Raw genomic sequence first — 18398 nt, 5'->3', positions numbered from 1 at the left:
GCTTTCAGCAAAATGATATCGTTGTCATTTTGGCTGTCAATCATGATTTCTTCGATGCAGGGCAGGCCTGGCGCCCGTGCGTGGAGGACGGTCTGCTATCTTCAGGCCCGTCCCCGATACCAGCCCGCGATCGCGCTTGCCCATGAACACACCCACACCACCCAGGCCCGCCACGCTGCACGACGTGGCCGAGGCGGCCGGCGTCTCGCTGATCACGGCCTCGCGCGCCCTGGGCAATCCTTCCATCGTTTCGGAGAAGACGCGCGAGCGCGTGCGCCAGGCCGTGGAGGCCACGGGCTATATCCCCAACCTGCTGGCGGGGGGGCTCAAGTCCAGGCGCAGCCGCATGGTGGCGGGCGTGGTGCCTGCGCTTTCGGTGTCGCAATTCCTGCCCACGGTGCAGTCATTGACGGCCACGCTGGCGCAGGAGGGCTATCAGCTGCTGCTGGGCCAGACCTTCTACGACGAGCAGCGGGAGGAGGAGGTACTCAACGCCATGATCGGGCGCCAGCCCGACGGCATTGTGATGATGGGCCTGGTGCAGTCCGACAAGGCGCGCGAGCGGCTGCGCAGGACCGGCATTCCCGTGGTGGAAACCTGGGACTTCAGCGACCGGCCGCTGGACATGGTGGTGGGCTTCTCCCACCTGAAGGTGGGCAGCGCGCTGGCCGGCTATTTCCTCTCGCGCGGCCTGCAGCGCGTGGGCATGGCCACAGGCAGCGACCACCGGGCCCAGCAGCGGCGCGAAGGCTTTCTCGCAGCCTGGGGCCGCGAGGTGCCCACGGTCACCGTGTCCGCGCCCGGCAGCCTGGAGCTGGGCCGGCAGGCGCTGGGCCAGTTGCTGGCGCAGCAGCCTGATCTGCAGGCCGTGGTCTGCAGCTCGGACATGCTGGCCCACGGCATTTTGGTGGAAGCCCAGGCGCGCGGCCTGCGCGTGCCCGTGGACCTGGCCGTCTCGGGCTTCGGCAATGCCGATTTCGCGGCCCATCTGCTGCCGTCGCTGACCACCGTGCATGTGGACGGGCCGGGCATAGGCCGCCTGGCCGCCGAACTCGTGCTGGCACGCTGCAAGGGCCACAGTGCCGGGCGCTCGGCGTTCGACCTGGGGTTCGAACTGATCGAGCGGGATTCGACCCGCCGAGCTTAGAGGGTCAGCACACGGCAGCTGCCTGGCGCTCGGTCGCCAGCCCGAACAGGCTGCCCAGCGCGTGCTGGATTTCATCAGGCGCCAGCTGCCTGGTCTCGGTGCCGCTGGCCGTGATGGTCTTGAGCGCGTCGCCCACCAGGATCATGCGGCCGGCCGGCTGGTGCAGCACCACCACCCGCTTTTGCACAAAGATGGCGTCCGGGTGCGTGGAGTTCAGGTAGTTGGCAGGAGCGAAATCCACCCACTCCTGGGGCGACAGGTTGAAGGCGTACTGGTTGGCCCATTCACCGTCCACGCGGGCCTGCAGCAGGTATTCGCCCTGGTCGTCCAGGCTCAGGCGGAAGGTGTCGCCGTCCTGGCGGACCTCGGTATCCAGCTCGTCCAGGGCCATGGGGGCGCGTATGCCGTAGCTGCCAAAGCCCAGGTCGCACAGCCAGCGCCGTCCCTCGACCTCGGCCACCAGGGCTATGTGGGTGCGGGGGCGGCGGGCCGGATAGAACATGGGCCGCGCCGCCACAAAGCGGTAGGCAATGCCCAGGGCCTGCAGTGCCATGGCGAACAGGCCGTTCACCTCATAGCAGTAGCCGCCCCGGGCGCCGCCGAGGATCTTGCCCGCAATGTCTTCGGGCACCAGAGAGACGATCTTGCCGGCCTGCACGTCCAGGTTCTCGAAAGGCACGGAAAACAGCTGCTGGCGCATCAGCGCATGCAGGGTGGCGGCATTCGCCTGGGCGGAGTCCCCGGCACTGAAGCCGATGCGGCGGAAGTAGGCCTGGAGATCGAAATTGCTGGCTTGCATGGGTTTCCTCGGGTTGCTTGATGGCTGCAACGATAAATCGGGGCCATCAATGCCTGTATAAGCAGAATCCAAGAAAACTGACCTGTACAGATTGGCATGCCCACCACCAACGAACCCTTGCCCCAGTACCGCCGCATTGCCCAGGCCCTGCGCCAGACGCTGGCCTGTGGCGCACTGCGCCCCGGCGACAGGCTGATCTCCGCCCGCAGCCTGGCCGAGCGCGAGCAGGTCAGCCTGCCCACCGCATTGGAGGCGCTGCGCTGCCTGGAGGCCGAGGGCCTGATCGTGGCGCGCCCGCGCTCGGGCTACTTTGTGCGGCAGGCAACCGGTGGCGCGGCGCTGCAGGCGTCCCGCCCGTCGTCACGCCCCGTGCCCGTGACTCTGTCGGCCCTGGCGCGCTCGCTGTTCAGCAGTCCCGACACGCGCCTGATCCCGCTGGGTGCGGCATTGCCCGATCCGGCCTGGCTGCCCACGGCCCGGCTGCAGCGCGCGCTGCAGACCGCCGGGCGCCGCCTGGACGCGCACGGGCAGACCTACAGCATGCCGCCGGGCCGTGCCGACCTGCGCGGCCAGATCGCAGCCCGGGCCGCGCAATGGGGTGCGCGCTTCGGCCCCGATGACCTGGTCCTGACAGCCGGCGCCACCCAGGCCGTGCGGCTGGCCCTGCGCGCCGTGTGCAAGCCCGGCGATGTCGTGGCCGTAGAGCGGCCCGCCTATTTCGGCAGCCTGCTGCTTCTGGAGGACCTGGGCCTGAAGGCGCTGGAGATTGCCACCGATCCCCGCGAAGGCCTGCTGCTGGAGCCGCTGGCCGAGGCCATTGCCCGCCACCGGCCGGCTGCCGTGCTGGCATCGCCCACCGTGCAGAACCCGCTGGGCGCCAGCATGCCGGTGGAGCGCAAGCAGGCCCTGGTGGCGCTGCTGGAGCGGGCGGGCATTCCCTTGATCGAAGACGATGTCTATGGCGACCTTGCAGGCGACGGCCAGCGCCCGCCGGCCTGCAAGGCCTTCGACGCCAGCGGCAACGTGCTGTATTGCGGCTCCGTGTCCAAGACCCTGGCGCCGGGCTGGCGCGTGGGCTGGATTGCGGCGGGCCGCTTCCATGCCCAGGTGCTGCAGGTGCGCCTGGCGGGCGACTGGGCCGGTGCGCCGCTGCTGGAGGCTGCCGTGAGCGAGGTGCTGGCCAGCGGCGACTACGACCGGCACCTGCGCCGTCTCAAGTCCCGCGTGCAGGCCGGGGTGCAGGCCGTCACGGCCAGGGTCGAGGCCAGCTTTCCGCCCGGCACCCGTGTCTCGGCCCCGCGCGCGGGCTTTCTGCTGTGGGTGGAATTGCCGCGCCAGGTGAATGCACTGGAGGTGCACCGCCGCGCGCTGGAGTTGGGCATTGGCGTCAGCCCCGGCCCGCTGTTCTCATCGCGCTCGGATCTGCCCAACCACCTGCGCCTGAACTGCGCCAACGAGCCCACGCCGCGCCTGCTGGGGGCCGTGGGGCAGGTGGGGGAGATATGCCGGGGTTTGGTCGAGGGTGCTGCGGCGCGCCAGGGGGCGCAGGTCGGCCAGACTACTTCTTCTCGCGCGGCACGCGCCCCATGAGGAAGAACTCGGGATTGGGCTGCATGCCGGCAAAGCTGGCCATGCGGTTGGACAGACCGAAGAAGGCGGTGATGGCGGCGATGTCCCAGATGTCCTCGTCGTCGAAGCCATGCGGGTACAGCGCCTCGAAGTCGGCCTCGCAGATTTCATGGCTGCGTTCGCAGACCTTCATGGCGAAGTCCAGCATGGCGCGCTGGCGGGCGCTGATGTCGGCCTTGCGGTAGTTGACCGCCACCTGGTCGGCCACGTAGGGCTGCTTTTCGTAGATGCGCAGGATGGCGCCGTGGGCCACCACGCAGTACAGGCACTGGTTGGCCGCGCTGGTGGTGGTGACGATCATCTCGCGCTCGCCCTTGGTCAGGCTGCCTTCTTCCTTGAGCATGAGGGCATCGTGGTAGGCGAAGAAGGCGCGCCACTCGGCGGGGCGGCGCGCAAAGGCCAGGAAGACGTTGGGGATGAAACCGGCCTTTTCCTGCACTTCAAGGATGCGGGTGCGGATGTCCTCGGGCAGGCTGGACAGTTCGGGCTGGGGGTAGCGGGCGGTGGCCATGTGTCTTGTCTCCTGGGTGTGGTGGTTGTCGTTGCGGGCCATGTTCGCATGGCCTGCGCTGCGCGGGGTGAACGCGCATGACAGCCTGTCTGCCGCCGAGGTTGCAGATTGCGCCCGGGCTCAGGCGGGCGCCATGTCCGGCTCAGGCCGTTGTGCAAACCAGTCGCCCAGAAAGCCGGTGAGCGCGCGGATCCTGGCCGACATCTCGCTGCGCGTGGCGTGCACCAGGTAGATGTCGGCCGCAGGCAGCTGCCATTGGGGCAGGACCTCGCGCAGCGCGCCTGCGGCCAGCGGCGCGGCCACGTCCCAGAGCGAGCGCTGCAGGATGCCGTGGCCGTCCAGCGCCCAGGTCAGGGCTGCAGCGCCGTCGTTGGTGCTCATCACGCCGTTGACCTTGATGTTGTGCTCGCTCAGGCCCTGGCGCGTGCGCCGGCTCAGGCGCCAGCTGCCGTAGGTTTCGTCGCTCTCGCGGATCACGATGCAGCGGTGGGCCTGCAGGTCGGCGGGCTGGCGCGGCTCGCCATGGGCGTTGAGGTAGGAGGGCGCGGCGCACAGCACGCGGCGGTTGGGCAGCAGCAGGCGGGCGGTGAGGGCGGAGTCGGGCAGGGCGCCAAAGCGCACCACGGCGTCAAAGCCCTGCTCGACCAGGTTGACGGGCCTGTCCGTCAGCTGCAGTTGCACCTGCACCTCGGGATAGGCGCGCGCAAAGGCCGACAGCGCGGGCGCCAGCCGCTGGCGGCCAAACCCCAGCGTGCAGGCAATGGACAGCGGGCCGCGCGCCGTGGCGCGCGTGCCCGAGATGCTGCGCTCCAGGGCCTCCAGGTCGGCCAGGATGCGCGCGCCGTCCAGCAGGTAGGCTTCGCCCTCGGGCGTCAGGTGGATGCGCCGTGTCGTGCGCTGCAGCAGGCGCACGCCCAGGCGCCGCTCCAGCAGGGACAGGCGGCGGCTGACGGCGGGCGGTGTCACGCCCATCTGCTGGGCCGCAGCGGCCAGGCTGCCTTCGCGGATCAGCAGCGAGAAGAAACGCAGGTCGGAAAAGCCGTCCATGGTGGATGCGGTGGATGGTTGATTCGTAAATTGAACTGATGGATCAATGCAGTATTTTGCTATTTATGCAGCCTGGTTTACTGATTAGCATGGCAGGCTGACAGTCATGAACAACGTAGAAGGAATCTCCGGGATGCACACAGATCCATGGATGCCGGGCCTGCGCCAGCAGCGCATCACGGTCGATGACGGGGTGGAGATCAATGCCTGGGTGGGTGGCCAGGGGCCGGCACTGCTGCTGGTGCACGGCCACCCGCAGACCAGCGCCATCTGGCACCGCGTCGCGCCCCGGCTGGCGCAGCAGTTCACCCTGGTGCTGGCCGACCTGCGCGGCTATGGCGACTCCTCGCGCCCGGCCGGCGACCCCGAGCATGTCAACTACAGCAAGCGCACCATGGCCCGCGACCTGCTGCGGCTGATGGCGCGGCTGGGCCATGAGCATTTCAGCGTGCTGGCGCATGACCGGGGCGCGCGCGTGGCGCACCGGCTGGCCATGGACTATCCCGCCAGCGTGCAGCGTCTGGTGCTGCTGGACATTGCGCCCACGCTGGCCATGTACGAGCAGACCGGCGAGGCCTTTGCGCGCGCCTACTGGCACTGGTTCTTCCTCATCCAGCCCGCGCCGCTGCCCGAGCGCCTGATCGAGGCCGATCCCGCCGCCTATGTGCGCGAGATCATGGGCCGCCGCAGCGCCGGCCTGGCGCCGTTCGACCCGCGTGCGCTGGCCGAGTACCAGCGCTGCCTGGCGCTGCCGGGCAGCGCGCACGGCATGTGCGAGGACTACCGCGCATCGGCCGGCATCGATCTGGAGCATGACCGCGAAGACCGCCGGTTGGGACGCAGGCTGCCCATTCCGCTTCTGGTGCTCTGGGGCGAGGAGGGCGTGGTGCACCGCTGCTTCGATCCGCTGCGCGAGTGGCAGCTCGTGGCCGACGATGTGCGCGGCCGGCCGCTGGCCTGCGGGCACTACATCGCCGAGGAGGCGCCCAATGCACTGCTGGACGCGGCCCTGCCATTTCTGCTGCAGGCCGGGTGAGTGCCGTCATTGGAGGTACTCGGTACGGCATTCGGGCAAGCCGGCAAAGACGGGAAAGGTGCATTCACGCCATATCCGTGACGCCATATGCATGACGCCATAGCGTTTTCCTCCGAATTCAATTGGCATGCGAATCATGTGCGGCAATGGTAAGCAATTGAAAAATCCGGGTGCCTGTCTTGCGCGGGCAATGCCGGGGGCGCAGATCTTGAAAACCGCTGCAGGCAAGGCCCGGCAAGCCCTGGGCAAGGGCCTGCGTCCATGCGTGCCTGCGACAGGAGGCATGGCTGCGTCAATGCGCAGCCCATTGCCGATCTGTGGTGAAACGCCGAACTGATACAGTCGCGCGGCCCGCCCGAGGGGGAGGGTCTTATTCATCACGGGATATTCACAATGAGCAACAAGAAAACCGTAGTGGCCGCTGCCGTGGCATTGGCCGTCGTGGGCTATGGAGGAACCACCTGGTATACCGGCCAGCGGGCCGAGGCTGGCTACAAGGAGGCCGTGGCCGAATTGCGCAAGGTGCTGGGCGAGAAAGTCGTCGTGACCGACGAGTACCACAAGGGATTCCTCTCCTCCCAGGCCAAGCTGGTGCTGCAGTGGCCTGCGGCGGAAGCTCAGGCCGCCGAAGCGGCTGAAACGGCTGACGCGGCAAAAGCAGCCGACACAGCTGAAGCGCCCGCCGCAGCAGAGCCGGTCGCTGCGTCCAAGCCCGTGCGCCTGGTGGTGGACACCACGGTGCGCCACGGCCCGCTGGCCGGTGGCCGACTGGCGGCAGCGGTTTCCGAGACGCGCTTTGCGCTCGACGGCCTGGACGAAAAGAGCACTCAGATGCTGGCCAAGGCCGCAGCCCCCACGCTGACCAGCGTGCACCACTTCACGGGCGGCCAGGATGTGCGCCTGCTGCTGCCCGCCGGCGAGCTGGGCGACCAGGAAGTCACCATGCGCTGGCAGGAAATGGTGCTGGACACGGCCCTGGGCGGTGGCAGCGTCAAGGGCACCTGGCGCTGGCCCGAGGTGGCCCTGCTGGGCCTGCCCAGCCGCGACAAGTCCATGGGCGTGGAAGAGGAAGAGGGCGAGGAGGAGGAATCCGACAACGACGAGGCCCTCCCCACCGAGCCGGCCGCAGTGCCGGTGGAGCGCACCAGCATCATGCTCACGGGCCTGGAGAGCAGCTTCGAGAACAAGGTCATCGACGGCCTGTGGGGCCTGGGCCCCGGCAAGGCCAGCGTGCGCATCGCCCGCTTCGGCATGAGCAGCACGCCCGCCGAAGGCGGCGAGGCCAAGACGCTGCTGGACCTCAAGAACGTGGACGGCAGCTCGGTCATCGAGTCCGATAAGAGCACGCTGGGCATGACCACCCAGGTCAAGGGCACGGGCCGCATCGGCCCCATCGATTTCGAGTCCGTGGGCTACGAGGAAAAGATCCAGCGCCTGGACATCGAGGCGCTGCGCGGCTTCCAGCGCGTCATGGTCGAGGGCTACCGCAAGGAGGGCCTGGCCAAGGCGCTGGAATCGCTGGAAGAGCAGGGCATGGGCGTGCTGATGCAGAACGCCCCGCGCCTGGTGGCGGCCCTGCCGGCCTACTCCATGAAGCTGCAGGCCACCTACCAGGGCCAGACCGGCCACCTGGAGTACGGCGCCGAAGTGCAAAGCGCGCCCACGCAGGAGCAGGTCGCCCAGGCCGGCTGGATGCCGGCGCTGCTCAAGACCTCGGCACTGCAGGCCAATGCCAGCCTGCCCAAGGCCTGGCTGGAGCCGCTGATCAAGGCATCGGGCAAGCCCGATGTCTCGGCCGAGGATGTGGAAGGCATGCTGGGCATGGCCCAGGCCACGGGCTATGCCCGCCTGGAAGGCGACAAGCTGGTCAGCGCGCTCAAGATGCAGGCCGGCCAGGTCACGCTCAACGGCAAGCCCATCGCCCTGCCGATGGGCGCGCTGCAGTAAGCGGCCATCCACCTTCCGGGCGTCGCCCCGGAAGGGGTTCTCAGGGGTGCCACTGGCTGGCGCGCACCACAGGGGCCTGTGTGCTGGCGCTGCCCGCCAGCGCATAGGACAGCTGGTTGGCCGCCGCCACCACGGTCTGCGCCATGGCTTCCAGCCGGGACTCGGGCAGGCGCGATGCCGGCCCCGAGATGCACACCGACCCCATCAGCCGCCAGTGCATGCCGAACACCGGCGCCGACACCGTGGCCACGCCCTGTTCGCGCTCGCCGATGGACCAGTGGTAGCCGCGCTGGCGGATCTGCTCGTACACCGGCCCCGGCTCGCCTGAAAACGCCAGGATCACGCGCCCCGGCGAGCCCTGGTCCAGCGGCAGCCCCTCGCCCATGCGCGCATGGTGGCGCAGGGCCTGCGGCCCTTCCACGCGCACGAGGCAGGTGCGCACATTGCCTTCGCGCACATAGAAGGCCGCGCTCTCGCCGCTGGCCTGCGTGAGCGCGCGCAGCGCGGGCTCCAGCACGTTCTGCACATCAAAGCCCGCCTGGTAGCGCGCACCCAGCCAGCCTGCCGCCGGGCCCAGGCGCCAGTCCCCATCGTCCCTTTGCACCATGAAGCCCGACTGCGCCAGCGTGCGCGCCAGCCGCAGCACCGTGGTCTTGTGCAGCGCGCAGCGCCGGCTCAGTTCCGCCAGGGACAGGTGCGACTCCCCGAGGGCGAAGGCGCCAAGCAGCTGCAAGGCACGCGTGACGGCGATGACGCCGCCGTCCTTGGCCGGGCTGGCCTTGTCATCGGATGGCTGCGCCGGGGAAGGGGTGCTGGGGGGCTTGTTCATGGTGCAAGGCGTGCAATTGGTTGCGCTGTATGAAACGGCATTGTATGGGTTGAAACGTTTTCATAAAGTTCGTCCCACGCACCGCAGCCATGCGGGCGTTGGACACAACAAACGGAGACAAACCGCCATGCCGATTCCCTCGCTTTCGCGTTGCCTCAACGCACGCCTTCTTGCCGCCCTGGTGGGCGTTGCCGCCATCGTGCCCATGGGCGCTGCCCAGGCCCAGGACACCTATCCCCGCAAGCCCATCCGCCTGGTGGTGCCGTTCCCGCCCGGTGGCGGCACGGACATGATCGCGCGCACCGTGGCCCAGCGGCTGGCGGACCACAACAAGTGGACCGTGGTGGTGGACAACCGGCCTGGCGCCGGCGGCAACCTGGGCGTGGATGCCGTGGCCAAGGCCGCGCCGGACGGCCATACCCTGGTCATGGGCCAGACCAGCAACCTGGCCATCAACCCCTCGCTGTACGCCAAGCTGCCCTATGACCCACTGAAGGACCTGGTGCCCGTGGCGCTGGTGTCCTCGGCGCCCATCGTCATGGCCGCGCCCGCCAACTCGCCCTACAAGACCTTTGACGACCTGGTCAAGGCCGCCAAGGCCAAGCCCGACGGCCTCACGCTGGGCTACTCGGGCAACGGCACGGTGGCGCACCTGGCCGGCGAACTGGCCGAGAACGCGGCCGGCATCAAGCTGCGCCATGTGCCCTACAAGGGCGCAGCCCAGGCCATGACCGACCTGGTGGGCGGGCAGATCGATTTCTACATGTCCGCCGTGCCCACGCTGCTGGGCCAGGTGCGCAACGGCAAGCTGCGCGCGGTGATGGTCACCTCGCTCAAGCGCTCCGCCCAGCTGCCGCAGACGCCCACGCTGGCCGAGTCCGGCTACCAGGACTTCGAGGCCGTCACCTGGTTCGGGGTGCTGGCGCCGGCGGGCACGCCGCAGGCCATCGTGCAGCAGTTGAACAAGGCCATCAACGACGCGCTGCTTGTGCCCGAGGTGGCCGAGAAGCTGCGCTCCGAAGGCGGCGAGGTGCTGGGCGGCTCGTCCGAGAAGTTCGCCGCGCTGCTGCGCGCCGAGGTGCCGCGCTGGGCACGCATCGTCAAGGACTCGGGCGCCAGCCTGGACTGAGCCCGGGGGCAGGGGCGCCAGCCCTTTCGCTTCCTTCTCGCTCCCACCTCCCTTCCTTTCCTTTCCTTTCCTCCATCGAGATCTCGCCATGGACTGCGACAGCCTTGCCGTGCCCGTCCGTTTCTCGCAGGGCAGCGCCCGGCCCCGTGCCACGCTGCCCCCGGATGCCTGCGACTGCCATGTGCATGTCTATGACGGCCGCTACCCGGCAACCCCGGGCGCGCGGCTGCTGCCGCCCGACGCCTCGGCCGGCGACTACCGCGCGCTGCAGCGGCGCCTGGGCACCTCGCGCTGCGTGCTGGTCACGCCGTCCACCTACGGCAGCGACAACCGCTGCATGTTGGATGGGCTGGCCGCCCTCGGCCCGCAGGCGCGAGGCGTGGCTGTGATCGATGGCAGTGAAAGCGATGACCAGCTGCAGCGCCTGCACGGCCTGGGCGTGCGCGGCGTGCGGCTGAACCTGTCGCTGGGCGTGACGGGCACGGCCGAGCTGCTGGTGCCGCTGGCCCGCCGCATCGCGCCGCTGGGCTGGCACCTGCAGCTGCTGATGGCGCCGGACCTGCTGGCGTCCCTGGCCGGCGTGCTGCGGCAATTGCCGGTGCCGCTGGTGTTCGACCACTTCGGCCGCATCGCCCCGGTGCAGGCGGGGCGCCATGCGGGCCATGCGCTGCTGCTGGAGCTGCTGGAGGGCGGCAGGGCCTGGGTCAAGTTGTCCGGCGGCTACATCGTCAGCGCGCTGCAGTCGGTCGAAGACCCGGCGCTGGATGCCCTGGCCGCCAGCTTTCTGCGCTGCGCGCCCGAGCGCGTGCTCTGGGGCAGCGACTGGCCGCATGTCAGCGCCTTGGCAGGCATGCAGCCCCTGCCCGATGACGCCCGCCAGATCGACCGCCTGGCCGACTGGACCTCCCATGCCGGCGGTGCCGCCACGCTGCAGCGCGTGCTGGTGGACAACCCCCGGGCGCTGTACGGCTTCGAGACGGCAGCGCCGACATCGCTTTGCACACAAGCAGGAGACAAACCATGAACACCTTCCATCCCGCGCGCCGCGCCCTGCTGGCCGCAGGCGGCGCCGCCCTGCTGGGGCCGCTGTGCAGCCCCGCCGTCCACGCGCAGCCCGCATGGCCGGCAGGCAAGCTCATCACCTGGGTCGTGCCTTACCCGCCCGGCGGCAGCACCGACGTGCTGGGCCGCCAGGTGGCACTGCAACTGGGCAAGGCCCTGGGCAGCACCGTGATCGTGGACAACCGCGCGGGCGCCACGGGCACCATCGGCGCGGCCTATGTGGCCAAGGCGGCACCTGACGGCCACACGCTGCTGGGCACCTCCATCGGCCCGCAGGCGATCGCGCCCCACCTCATGGGCAAGCTGCCCTATGACCCGATTGCGGGCTTCGAGCCGGTCATCACCATAGGCACCATCCCCCATTTGCTGGTGGTGGGCGCGGCCCAGCCCTTCCAGTCGGTGGCCGATCTGCTGGCCGCCGCCAAGGCGCAGCCGGGCCGGCTGGCCTTTGCCTCGGGCGGCAGCGGAACCATCTTGCAGATGCAGGGCGAGCTGCTGCAAAGAAAGGGCGGCGTGCGCTTCATCCATGCGCCCTACAAGGGCGACACGCCCGCGCTGCAGGACACGCTGGCGGGCCAGGTGCAGTTCATGTTCGCCCCCGTGGCCGCGGCGCTGCCCCATGTGCAGGGCGGCAAGCTGCGTGCGCTGGCCGTGACCTCGGCGGCGCGCCTGAAGGCCCTGCCTGACGTGCCCACCATGGCCGAAGCCGGCATCGGCGACTTCGTGGTCGAGCAGTGGCAGGCCGTCTTTGCGCCGGCCAGGACGCCGGCCGCCATCGTGCAGCGGCTGAACCAGGAGATCGGCCAGGCGCTCAAGGACCCGGCCGTCGTGGCACTGGCCGAGCGGCTGGGCGTGGCCCTGGTCGGCGGCACGCCGCGGCAATTGGGCGAGCTGCAGAAATCCGACTCCGCCAAGTGGGCCCAACTCATCCGCGAGGCCGGCATCAAGGCCGACTGACGCGCTTGCTTCTTCCTGTTTTCCTTCACCTCATCTCACTGGACCATCATGAGCCAACTCCCAGAAATCATCCGTGACATAGAGCGCGTGGACGCCCAAGTCGTGCAACGCGCAGCAGGCTTTCAGGCCGCCATCCTGGCCGACGTGGCGGGCCGCCGCGGCACCATGCATGCGCGCGTGGCGCCCGTGCACCAGGGCATGAAGGTGGCCGGCCCGGCCTTCACCGTCGAGGTGCGCCCCGGCGACAACCTCATGATCCACGCCGCCATCGCGCTGGCCCGGCCCGGCGACGTGCTGGTCATCGACGGCAAGGGCGACCAGACGGCCGCGCTCATGGGCACGCTGATGCTCAGCGCCTGCAAGAAGCTGGGCCTGGCCGGCGTCATCGTGGACGGCGCCATCCGCGACCGGCTGGAGCTGCTGGAGCTGGACTTCCCCGTGTTCAGCGCAGGCTTCAATCCCGCAGGCCCGACCAAGTTCGTGCCGGGCCGCATCAACCACGCCATCTCCGCTGGTGGCACGACGGTTCACCCGGGCGACCTGGTGGTGGGCGATGCCGATGGCGTGGTCGTCATCGAGCGCGCCAAGGCCCCCGCCATGCTGGAGCTGGCCGTGAAGAAGGTGGCGGACGAAGCCGCCCGCATCGAGGCCATTGCGCGCGGCGACACCGCATCGAAATGGCTGCCCGCCGCCTTGCGCGCGGCCGGCGTGCTCAAGGAAGGGGAATCGCTGTGAGCACCATCATCGTCACCGGCGCCGATCTGGCGCAACAGGCGCTGGAGCTGCTGGCGCAGCACGACATCGTCTATGCGGGCAAGACGCCCACCGAAGAGGACCTGGTCGCGCTGTGCCGCGCCCATGATCCCGTGGCCATCATCGTGCGCTACGGCAAGGTGGGCGCGGCCGTGATGGATGCGGCGCCCTCGCTGCGCGTGATCTCCAAGCACGGCAGCGGCACGGACACCATCGACAAGGCGGCCGCCGCCGAACGCGGCATTGCCGTGGTGGCTGCGGCCGGCGCCAACGCGGCGGCCGTGGCCGAGCAGGCACTGGCCCTGCTGCTGGCCTGCGCCAAGTCGGTGGTGGCGCTGGATGCCCGCATGCACGCAGGCCACTGGGACAAGGCCACGCACAAGAGCCTGGAGCTGGGCGGGCGCACCGTGGGCCTGGTGGGGCTGGGCGCCATCGGGCTGCGCTTTGCGCGCATGGCCGATGCGCTGGGCATGCGCGTGATCGGCTTCGATCCCTTCGCAAAGAACCTGCCCGCCTACGTGCAGCCCGTGGACCTGGAGACCATCTGGCGCGAGTCCGACGCGATTTCGCTGCACTGCCCGCTGACCGAGGAAAACCGGGGCATGCTCGGCGCCTCCACGCTGGCGGCCTGCAAGCGCGGCGTGATCGTGGTCAACACCGCACGCGGCGGCCTGATCGACGAGGCCGCGCTGCTGGCCGCCGTGCGCTCGGGCCAGGTCTTGGCCGCAGGGCTGGACAGCTTTGCGGTGGAGCCCATGGTGGCCGGCCACCCGTTCCAGGGCGAAAGGAACTTCGTGCTCAGCCCCCATATCGGCGGCGTGACCGGCGATGCCTACGTGAACATGGGCGTGGGCGCGGCCCGCAATGTGCTGGAGGTGCTGGCCCGCGTGCCTGCGGCGGCCGGCGCCTGAGCCAGGGCAGGGGCGCCGTGCGCGCCCTTGGCCCATGCATGTGCATGCATGTGATTTGAGGAGACAAGCGATGTCGAGGAATTTCCAAGAGGTCCGCCGCCTGGCCTTGCGCGGCAGCCTGCTGGCCGCCGTGGGGCTGGCCGCGCTGGGCGCCCAGCCCGCGCTGGCGCAGAAGGACTATCCGGCCAAGCCCGTGCGGCTGGTCGTGGGCTTTGCGGCGGGCGGCCCCACCGACGTGGTGGCACGCGCCTTTGCCGACCATGCGGGCAAGGCGCTGGGCCAGCCCTTCGTGGTGGACAACAAGCCCGGGGCCAACACCATCGTGGCCGCGCAGGCCGTGGCTGGTGCGCCGGCCGATGGCTACACCCTGCTGTTCGGCGCCACCAACCACAGCATGATCCCGGCGCTGTACCAGGGCCGCGTGAAGTTCGACGTGGTGCGCTCGTTCCGGCCGCTGTGCACGGTGGCCAGCAGCCCCACGGTGCTGGTCGTGGGGCCGGGCATGCCGGCGCGCAGCCTGCAGGAGTACATGGACCAGGCGCGCAGCCGGCCCGGCAGCGTCACGGCCGGCACGGCGGGCATGGGCAGTTCGGGCCATTTCGCCACCGAGATGTTTGCGCGGGCCAAGGGCCTGAAGCTCAACCACGTGCCCTACAAGGGCGCGGCGCCCGTGGTCACGGATCTCATGGGCGGCCAGCTCGACAGCTCCTTCGCCACGCTGGGCTCGGTGCTGCCCCAGGTGCGCAGCGGCAAGCTCACGGCGCTGGCCGTGGCCTCGCCCAGACGCGCGTCCCTGCTGCCCCAGGTGCCGACCTTTGCAGAAGCGGGGGGCGGCGACTACTCGGCCGATGTCTGGTATGGCGTGCTCGCGCCGGCCGGCATTCCCGACAGCGTGGCCCAGGCGCTGGAGCGCGTGGCCGTGGAGTTTGCCAAGAGTGCATCGGCCGCGGACAAGCTGCACGGCCTGGGCATGGATGCCGAGTCGAGCTGCAGCAGCGCCTTCGCGCAGCGCGTGGCAGGCGAAGTGGCGTCCTATGCGCAGATCGCCCGCGAACTGAACCTGAAGGCGGATTGATTCGGCCGCCGCCCCCTCGAAAAAATCTGGAGACAAGCCATGAAATTCCTTGCCGGAACCCTGATCGCGGCCTGCGCCCTGGCCGCCGCCGTGGCCCAGGCCGCCTTTCCCGAGCGTCCCATCACCCTGGTCGTGCCCTATGCGCCCGGCGGCGGCGCCGACGCGGCCGCGCGCCTGCTGGCCACGCGCATGGGCGCGCGGCTGGGTACCAGCATCATCGTGGACAACCGGCCCGGGGCCAGCGGCACGATTGGCGCCAGCCAGGTGGCCAAGGCGCGCGCCGACGGGTACACGGTGCTCTACGACGCCACGCCGTTTTCCATCAACCCGCATCTGTTTGCCAAGCTGCCCTATGCGCGCAGCGCGCTGCAGCCGCTGTCGCTGGTGCTGCTCATGCCCAATGTGGTCGTGGTCAAGGCCGACTCGCCCGTGCGCAGCGTGGCCGACCTGGCGGCCAGGGCCAAGGCGCAGCCGGGCAAGATCAACTTTGCCTCGGGCGGCAGCGGCACGGTGCAGCGCCTGGCGGCCGAGCTGTTCCGCCAGCGGCTGGATCTGGACATGGTCCATGTGCCCTACAAGAGCGGCGGGCCGGCCATTGCCGATGTGATGGGCGGGCAGGTGGACTTCATGTTCGGCACCATGGCGGCCACCTATCCGCTGGTCACGGGTGGCAAGCTGCGCGCCCTGGCCGTGGCCGCGCCCCAGCGCTCGGCCCGCCTGCCCGATGTGCCCACCGTGTCCGAGACCGTGATTCCCGGCTACGAGGCCTATGAGTGGAACGGGATCTTCCTGCCCACGGGCACGCCCGAGCCCGTGGCCGCGCGCCTGCACCAGGCGCTGTCCGAGGTGCTGCAGGAAGCCGAGGTGCGCCAGCGCCTGAGCGACCTGGGCGCACAGCCCATGGGAACGACGCCGGCCGAGTTCGCGGCCTTCCTCCAGAAGGAAGACGCCAAGTGGGGCGAGGTGGTGCGCAAGGGCGCCATCGTGCTGGACTGAGCGCATGGGCATGAACGCATCGACCATCGCCGTTGCGCATTCGGCCGGCACGAGCCGGCCTGCGCGCACGCTGCCGCCGCTGGCCTGCGACAGCCACATGCACATCTTCGATGCGCGCTTTGCACCGTCGCCGCACTGGCCGCGCACGCCGCCGCATGCCGACGTGGCCATGTACCGTCAACTGCAGCAGCGCCTGGGCACTTCGCGCGCCGTGGTGGTCACGCCCTCGACCTATGGCACGGACAACGCCTGCACGCTCGATGCGCTGGAGCGCCTGGGCGATGTGGCGCGCGGCGTGGCCGTGGTCGCCCACGACGTGGCCGATGCCGAGCTGGACCGGCTGGCCGCGCACCGCGTCTGCGGGCTGCGCGTGAACTTTGTCTCGCCGCAGTCCTGGGGCGAGACCACGGCCCACATGCTGGTCACGCTGGCGCACCGGGTCGCACGGCTGGGCTGGCATGTGCAGGTCTTTGTGCAGCCCGAACAGCTGGTGGCGCTGGCGCCCGTGCTGGGCGCGCTGCCCGTGCCCCTGGTCGTGGACCACCTGGGCCGCATCGACCCGGCCGAGGGCATGGAGGGCATGGAGGGCGTGGCTGGCGTGGAGGGCGCGGCCCATGCTGCGCTGCGCCGGCTGCTCGACGGCGGCAACACCTGGGTCAAGCTCTCCGGCGCCTATATGCGTTCATCGGTGGGCGGCCCTTCCTATGCCGACACGCTGCCGCTGGGCCGCGACCTGGTGCGCGCCGCGCCCGAGCGCCTGGTCTGGGGCAGCGATTGGCCGCACACCACCGAGGCGCCGGGCTCCGTCAATGACGCCGACCTGGTGGACCTGCTGCAGGCCTGGGCGGGCACGGACGAGGCCATGGACCGCATCCTGGTGGACAACCCCGCAAGGCTGTATGGCTTCGACGGCGCGGCCTGACACTCCAAGAAAGACAGACACCATGTTCCTGCTGCAAACCCCCCAGGTCTGCGAACTCGAATCGTTCACCACCATGCCCGACGCCCTGCGCCGCCCCGAGCGCAGCGACTGGGCCGATGCCAACCGCAGCGGCGCCGTCACCGATTCCTTCCTCGAAGGGCCGGTGTTCGACGCGGCCGGCCATCTGTACGTGGCCGACATTCCCTGGGGCCGCGTCTTCCGCATCGATCCGCAAGGCGCCTGGACGTTGGTGGCCGAGTACGACGGCGAGCCCAACGGCATGAAGTTCCTTGACGAGCGCACGCTGCTGATCACCGACTACAAGAACGGCCTGATGTGCCTGGAGGTGGCCACGGGGCGCGTCAGCCCCTATCTGCAGCGGCGCAACAGCGAGCGCTTCAAGGGCGTGAACGACCTGGTCTTCGATGCCGAGGGCAACCTCTACTTCACCGACCAGGGCCAGAGCGGCCTGCACGACCCCAGCGGCCGCCTGTACCGCCTGCGGCCGGACGGCCGGCTGGACCTGCTGCTGGCCAACGTGCCCAGCCCCAACGGCGTGGCGCTGTCGCCCGATGGCCGCGTGCTGTACCTGGCCGTGACGCGCGGCAACTGCGTCTGGCGCGTGCCCCTGCTGCCCGATGGCAGCGTGGCCAAGGTGGGGCAGTTCTTCACCTCCTACGGCCCCAGCGGCCCCGACGGCTTGGCCGTGGATGACCAGGGCCGGCTGCTGGTGGCCAACCCGGGCCTGGGCCTGGTGTGGGTGCTCAACCACCGTGCCGAGCCCGTGCAGGTGCTGCGTGGCGTGCCGGGAAGCTCGCTCACCAACCTGGCCTTTGGGGGCGTGGACCGCCGCACGCTGTATGTGACGGACTCCACGCACGGGCGCATTCTGCGTGCCAGGCTGGAAGCGCCGGGGCTGGCGCTGCACGGCTTGAACAAGGGCTGAGGCGGCCGTCGCGACCGTCTCAACCGTCTCAGTCGTCGCAACCGCTTCTCAGGGCCTGGCCGGCATGTCCAGGATCTCCCGGGCTTCCTGCAGCAGGCCTATCCACAGCTGCTCCTGCTGTATGCCGGCCTTGAGCACCAGGTGCTGCAGCCGCCGCTCGCGCGTGGGCGGCTTGTCCAGGAAGTCGCGCTGCTCCAGCCGCTGGTAGACGTCCAACTGCGCCTGGTGCAGTGCCAGCAGCCGCTGCACTTCGTCCTGCAGTCCGCAGGGGCCCACCACCGCCTCGGCACGCAGGCGGACCATCCATTCCTCGCGCAGCGGCTTGGGGTCTTCCTGCTCGGCCACCCAGCGCTTGAGCTCCTTGCGGCCCGTGGGCAGGATGCGGTACTGGCGCTTGCGGCCCCGGCCGGATTCGGCGGGCAGGGCCTCGATCCATTGCGCCTCTTCCAGCCGGGCGAGTTCGCGGTAGATCTGCTGGTGCGTGGCATTCCAGAAATAGCCGATGGAGCGGTCGAAGCGCTCGGCAAGTTCCGAGCCCGAGCAGGGGTGCTCGACCAGGGCAGTGAGAAGGGCGTGTGGCAGGGACATCGGCAACAAAGGGACTGGCGCTGGGCGCCATCTTACGGGCCTGCATGGAGGTGTGGCCAAGCGCTGCAGTCATTTCTGCAATTTTTTGCGCAACCAGTTGCATAAATAAAGGAG

19 protein-coding genes are annotated in these 18398 nt (G+C 69.6%); 13 read left to right on the top strand and 6 right to left on the bottom strand.

Annotated features, from left to right (window positions below):
• Nucleotides 1-142: 142 nt before the first annotated feature.
• Nucleotides 143-1147: a LacI family DNA-binding transcriptional regulator gene (locus tag AC57B5_RS09035; RefSeq protein WP_012206091.1), complete on the top strand. Its 1005-nt coding sequence runs from the start codon at nucleotides 143-145 to the stop codon at nucleotides 1145-1147.
• A gap of 4 nt (nucleotides 1148-1151) precedes the next feature.
• Here the strand turns inward: AC57B5_RS09035 and AC57B5_RS09030 are convergent, their stop codons facing one another.
• Nucleotides 1152-1946, bottom strand: a complete 795-nt coding sequence (locus AC57B5_RS09030; RefSeq protein WP_496399319.1) for an arylamine N-acetyltransferase family protein — start codon at nucleotides 1944-1946, stop codon at nucleotides 1152-1154.
• Between the two features lie 96 nt (nucleotides 1947-2042).
• On the opposite strand from AC57B5_RS09030, the gene AC57B5_RS09025 reads away from it, so the two are divergent.
• A complete protein-coding gene (locus AC57B5_RS09025) occupies nucleotides 2043-3536 on the top strand; it encodes an aminotransferase-like domain-containing protein (RefSeq protein WP_496399318.1) in 1494 nt (497 codons plus the stop codon).
• Here the strand turns inward: AC57B5_RS09025 and AC57B5_RS09020 are convergent.
• Both AC57B5_RS09020 and AC57B5_RS09015 read right to left on the bottom strand, forming a co-directional pair.
• Nucleotides 3505-4086, bottom strand: a complete 582-nt coding sequence (locus AC57B5_RS09020; RefSeq protein WP_013801997.1) for a peroxidase-related enzyme — start codon at nucleotides 4084-4086, stop codon at nucleotides 3505-3507. The two genes, AC57B5_RS09025 and AC57B5_RS09020, sit on opposite strands and share 32 nt — an antisense overlap.
• Nucleotides 4087-4206: 120 nt before the next feature.
• A complete protein-coding gene (locus AC57B5_RS09015) occupies nucleotides 4207-5133 on the bottom strand; it encodes a LysR family transcriptional regulator (RefSeq protein ID WP_123693728.1) in 927 nt (308 codons plus the stop codon).
• A 133-nt stretch (nucleotides 5134-5266) separates the two neighbouring features.
• Between AC57B5_RS09015 and AC57B5_RS09010 the strand changes: the two genes are divergently transcribed.
• Entirely contained in the window at nucleotides 5267-6169 is a 903-nt protein-coding gene (locus AC57B5_RS09010; protein ID WP_496399317.1) for an alpha/beta fold hydrolase, read from the top strand.
• Between the two features lie 6 nt (nucleotides 6170-6175).
• Here the strand turns inward: AC57B5_RS09010 and AC57B5_RS09005 are convergent, their stop codons facing one another.
• The gene (locus AC57B5_RS09005; protein WP_496399316.1) at nucleotides 6176-6547 is read right to left on the bottom strand and encodes a hypothetical protein; all 372 of its coding nucleotides are present in this window, start codon (nucleotides 6545-6547) and stop codon (nucleotides 6176-6178) included.
• A 15-nt stretch (nucleotides 6548-6562) separates the two neighbouring features.
• Between AC57B5_RS09005 and AC57B5_RS09000 the strand changes: the two genes are divergently transcribed.
• The gene (locus tag AC57B5_RS09000) at nucleotides 6563-8116 is read left to right on the top strand and encodes a YdgA family protein (protein WP_496399315.1); all 1554 of its coding nucleotides are present in this window, start codon (nucleotides 6563-6565) and stop codon (nucleotides 8114-8116) included.
• Nucleotides 8117-8156: 40 nt separating this feature from the next.
• On the opposite strand, the gene AC57B5_RS08995 is transcribed toward AC57B5_RS09000, so the two are convergent.
• Complete coding sequence (locus AC57B5_RS08995; RefSeq protein ID WP_065346651.1) at nucleotides 8157-8945, bottom strand: IclR family transcriptional regulator; 789 nt, start codon at nucleotides 8943-8945, stop codon at nucleotides 8157-8159.
• 127 nt (nucleotides 8946-9072) lie between these two features.
• Here AC57B5_RS08995 and AC57B5_RS08990 point away from each other — a divergent pair, with 127 nt between their 5' ends.
• The 9 genes from AC57B5_RS08990 to AC57B5_RS08950 all read left to right on the top strand — a co-directional run bounded on the left by AC57B5_RS08990 (nucleotide 9073) and on the right by AC57B5_RS08950 (nucleotide 17696).
• Entirely contained in the window at nucleotides 9073-10074 is a 1002-nt protein-coding gene (locus AC57B5_RS08990; protein WP_496399314.1) for a Bug family tripartite tricarboxylate transporter substrate binding protein, read from the top strand.
• An 88-nt stretch (nucleotides 10075-10162) separates the two neighbouring features.
• On the top strand, nucleotides 10163-11098 hold the full coding sequence (locus AC57B5_RS08985) for an amidohydrolase family protein (RefSeq protein WP_496399313.1): 936 nt from the start codon (nucleotides 10163-10165) through the stop codon (nucleotides 11096-11098).
• A complete protein-coding gene (locus AC57B5_RS08980; RefSeq protein WP_279212784.1) occupies nucleotides 11095-12093 on the top strand; it encodes a Bug family tripartite tricarboxylate transporter substrate binding protein in 999 nt (332 codons plus the stop codon). Before AC57B5_RS08985 ends, AC57B5_RS08980 begins: the two co-directional genes overlap by 4 nt.
• A gap of 48 nt (nucleotides 12094-12141) precedes the next feature.
• Entirely contained in the window at nucleotides 12142-12828 is a 687-nt protein-coding gene (locus tag AC57B5_RS08975) for an RraA family protein (protein ID WP_047216950.1), read from the top strand.
• Nucleotides 12825-13757: an NAD(P)-dependent oxidoreductase gene (locus AC57B5_RS08970; RefSeq protein WP_496399312.1), complete on the top strand. Its 933-nt coding sequence runs from the start codon at nucleotides 12825-12827 to the stop codon at nucleotides 13755-13757. Before AC57B5_RS08975 ends, AC57B5_RS08970 begins: the two co-directional genes overlap by 4 nt.
• A 70-nt stretch (nucleotides 13758-13827) precedes the next feature.
• Complete coding sequence (locus tag AC57B5_RS08965) at nucleotides 13828-14832, top strand: Bug family tripartite tricarboxylate transporter substrate binding protein (RefSeq protein ID WP_496399311.1); 1005 nt, start codon at nucleotides 13828-13830, stop codon at nucleotides 14830-14832.
• A gap of 39 nt (nucleotides 14833-14871) precedes the next feature.
• Nucleotides 14872-15828, top strand: a complete 957-nt coding sequence (locus AC57B5_RS08960) for a tripartite tricarboxylate transporter substrate binding protein (RefSeq protein ID WP_099733413.1) — start codon at nucleotides 14872-14874, stop codon at nucleotides 15826-15828.
• A 4-nt stretch (nucleotides 15829-15832) separates the two neighbouring features.
• Nucleotides 15833-16750: an amidohydrolase family protein gene (locus AC57B5_RS08955; protein WP_496399310.1), complete on the top strand. Its 918-nt coding sequence runs from the start codon at nucleotides 15833-15835 to the stop codon at nucleotides 16748-16750.
• A 22-nt stretch (nucleotides 16751-16772) separates the two neighbouring features.
• Complete coding sequence (locus AC57B5_RS08950; protein ID WP_496399309.1) at nucleotides 16773-17696, top strand: SMP-30/gluconolactonase/LRE family protein; 924 nt, start codon at nucleotides 16773-16775, stop codon at nucleotides 17694-17696.
• A 48-nt stretch (nucleotides 17697-17744) separates the two neighbouring features.
• Here AC57B5_RS08950 and AC57B5_RS08945 read toward each other — a convergent pair whose 3' ends face one another.
• Nucleotides 17745-18284 (bottom strand): PadR family transcriptional regulator, encoded by a 540-nt coding sequence (locus AC57B5_RS08945; protein WP_016446262.1) that lies wholly within the window; start codon nucleotides 18282-18284, stop codon nucleotides 17745-17747.
• Between the last annotated feature and the right edge of the window lie 114 nt (nucleotides 18285-18398).

It is taken from the genome of Delftia sp. BGA-UO-ETr-SB1 (assembly GCF_059567865.1).
The sequence above is the reverse complement of the archived record's forward strand: the minus strand, read 5'-3'. Positions and strand labels throughout refer to the sequence as shown.